This is a genomic window from Streptomyces sp. NPDC059169 (assembly GCF_042755225.1).
Lineage (GTDB): Bacteria > Actinomycetota > Actinomycetes > Streptomycetales > Streptomycetaceae > Streptomyces.
In genome coordinates this window covers 1-3,295 of sequence record NZ_JBHZCF010000047.1, presented here as the reverse complement: position 1 = coordinate 3,295, position 3,295 = coordinate 1, and the positions used below count along the sequence as shown (strand labels likewise).

Annotated in this window: 2 protein-coding genes; both read left to right on the top strand. The window is 71.7% G+C overall.

Features of this window, described 5'->3' with window-relative positions; genetic code table 11:
- A partial coding sequence (locus ACFXOM_RS35500; protein WP_385041617.1) for an SDR family NAD(P)-dependent oxidoreductase occupies nucleotides 1-2,065 on the top strand: 2,065 nt, incomplete at its 5' end.
- Between the two features lie 46 nt (nucleotides 2,066-2,111).
- The coding region (locus tag ACFXOM_RS35495; RefSeq protein WP_385041614.1) for a beta-ketoacyl synthase N-terminal-like domain-containing protein at nucleotides 2,112-3,295 on the top strand (1,184 nt) is incomplete at its 3' end.

Genomic DNA, 3,295 nt, shown 5'->3' with positions numbered 1-3,295 from the left:
GGCGCTGTCGTCGTGGCGGCAGGGCCGGAAGCAGCGCAGCACGGTCGACGGCTGGCGCTACCGGATCACCTGGCGACCCCAACCGGAGCCCGAGCAGGGCGGGTTTGAAGGCACCTGGGTGATCGCCGTTCCTGCCGACCACCTGGACGACGACCTGGTTCAGGCGACCGCCCGTGGTCTCGGCGAACGGGCGTGCATCATGCCCATATCGGTCACCGCCGATCGTGTGGAACTGGCGGCACAGCTGGCGGCGCTCCGTGGTGACGTGGATGCCCCGCTGCGCGTGGTGTCGCTGCTCGCGCTGGACGACCGGGACGCCGGCGGCCGCCGGGGGGTGCCCGGCAGCCTGCTCAGCACGCTGGCGCTCACCCAGGCACTCGTCGACACGGAGGCGAAGTTCCCCCTCTGGGCGGTCACCCGGGGAGCGGTTTCCACCGGCTTCGCCGTAGGGGGAGCGGAGTCCGACAGGGTGCCCGACCCGATGCTCAACCCCGGTCAGGCTGCCATCTGGGGTCTGGCCCGGGTGTTCGGCCTCGACCACCGTGATCGCTGGGGCGGCCTGATAGACCTGCCGGAGACCCTGGACGACGACGTGCTGCGCCGATTCCTGTCCCTGCTCGGCCGTGACGGCGATCGTCAGGACGAGTACGCCGTCCGCCCGTCCGGCGTCCACGTGAGGCGTATGGTGCGCGCGCCCCTCGACCCGTCGGCCGCCACTGCACCGTGGGAACCGCGCGGCACCGTTCTCATCACCGGGGGCACCGGAGCCCTGGGCGCCCATGTGGCGCGGGCACTCGCGGAAGGCGGCGCCGAGCACCTGGTGCTCGCCGGCAGGCGCGGACCGGACGCCCCAGGCTCCTCCGAGTTGTCCGCCGAGCTGACCGCACTCGGCGCGCGCGTCACGGTGGCTGCCTGTGACGTGACCGATCGGGCCGCGGTGGCCAAGCTGCTGGACTCGCTCGCCGACGAGGCGCCGCTGACCGCCGTGGTGCACACTGCCGGCGTCGTGGGTGAGGCCCGCCCCCTCGATGAGACGTCCCTCGACGACGCCATGGCCGCCGTGCACGCCAAGATCTCCGGCGCCCGTCACCTTGACGAACTGCTGGCCGATCACCCACTGGACGCCTTCGTGCTGTTCTCCTCCGGCGCCGGAGTGTGGGGCAACGGTGGCCAGGGCCCGTACGCGGCAGCCAACGCCGCTCTGGACGCGCTCGCCGAATGGCGCCGGGCACAGGGCCGCCCGGCCACTTCCATCGCCTGGGGTGCCTGGGCGGGCGGCGGCATGGTCGACGGGACCGTTGCCGAGCAGCTGGCCCGCCGCGGTGTGCCCGCCATGGACCCGGGCCTGGCCGTACACGCGCTGCGAGAAGCCGTCGACCAGGGGGAAGCCACCCTCGTCGTCGCCGACATACGGTGGGACCGGTTCCTCCCCGCCTACACGGCGAGTGGACCCCGGCCGCTCCTCGACGAACTCCCGGACGTCCGGCGACTCTGCGCCGAGCGGAAGGCCGAGGAGCCGGCAGGCGACGCCGGCGGGAAGGGGGCGGACCTGCCGGAAAGGCTGGCCGCACTGCCCGAGCCGAAGCGCAAGCGCATGCTCCTGGACCTCGTCCGCACCCATGCGTCCGCCGTCCTGGGGCACGCCTCGACCGAGGTGGTCCGGCCCGCGCGGGCCTTCCGTGAGCTGGGCTTCGACTCGCTGACCGGGGTGGAGCTGCGCAACCGGCTCAGCACAGCCACCGGGCTGAAGCTCCCCGCGACTCTGGTCTTCGACCACCCCACACCGACCGCACTCGCCGCGCACCTGCGGGACGCACTGCTTCCGCCGGAACCGGAGGCAGGGAGCGGCACCCCGGTTCCCCCCGAACTGCAACAGGTCGCACGCGCACTGCAAGCGGCCACCGACGACGGTACCCGGCGGACGCTCACCGAAGGGCTGCGAGGCCTGCTCGCCCACTGGGAGGGTCAGGAACAGCCATCCGCAACGACCGTCGACGACGAACTCGCGGAAGCGAGCGATGAGGACATGTTCGACCTGATCGACAGGGAACTCGGGATCGGCTGATCCGGAACGTACACCGACCGCCGGTTTCTTGAAGGGCTGACGCTACATGGACAACGAGGGCAAGCTCCGCGACTACCTCAAGCGGGTCACCACGGACCTGCGGCAGACCCGCCGAAGGTTGCAGGAGGTGGAGCAGCGGGAGCGCGAACCCATCGCGATCGTCGCCATGGCCTGTCGCTTCCCGGGAGGAGTGGCTTCCCCGGAAGAACTGTGGCAGCTGGTGGCCGAAGGCGTCGACGCCATCGGGCCCATGCCGACCGACCGCGGCTGGGACGTGGACAAGCTGTACGACCCGGATCCCGACCGGGCCGGCAGCAGCTATGTCCGCCACGGTGGCTTTCTCTACGACGCACCGCAGTTCGACGCCGGCTTCTTCGAGATCTCCCCGCGCGAGGCCCTGGCGATGGACCCGCAGCAGCGGATCCTCCTGGAGACCTCCTGGGAGGTCTTCGAGCGCGCGGGCATCGATCCGACATCGGTGCGCGGCAGCAGAGCCGGCGTCTTCGTCGGGTCCAGCAACCAGGGCTACGCCGCTGCCGCAGACGGGAGCACCGCCCCCGAGGGCGTCGAGGGCCATCTGCTGACCGGGGGCTCGGCCGCCGTGCTCTCCGGACGGCTCGCCTACAGCTTCGGGCTGGAAGGGCCGGCCGTCACGGTCGACACCATGTGCTCGTCCTCGCTGGTCGCCCTGCACCTCGCCGTTCAGGCGCTGCGCCACGGCGAGTGCGAGACGGCGCTCGCCTGTGGAGCCACCGTGATGTCCTCGTCACGGAACTTCGTGGAGTTCAGCCGTCAGCGGGGACTCGCGCCCGACGGCCGGTGCAAGCCGTTCGCCGCGGCCGCCGACGGTACCGGGTGGGGCGAAGGCGTCGGCGTGCTGCTGCTGGAGCGACTGTCGGAGGCCCGCCGCAACGGGCATCCGGTGCTTGCGGTGATCCGCGGCAGCGCCACGAACCAGGACGGCGCTTCGAACGGCTTGACCGCTCCGAACGGGCCTTCGCAGCAGCGGGTGATCCGTGCTGCTCTGGCTGATGCCGGTCTGTCGGCGGCCGAGGTGGATGCGGTGGAGGCGCACGGTACGGGTACGTCGTTGGGCGATCCGATCGAGGCGCAGGCGTTGCTGGCGACGTACGGGCAGGAGCGGGACGCGGACCGGCCGTTGTGGCTCGGCTCGGTCAAGTCCAACATCGGGCACACCCAGGCTGCTTCCGGCATCGCCGGTGTGATGAA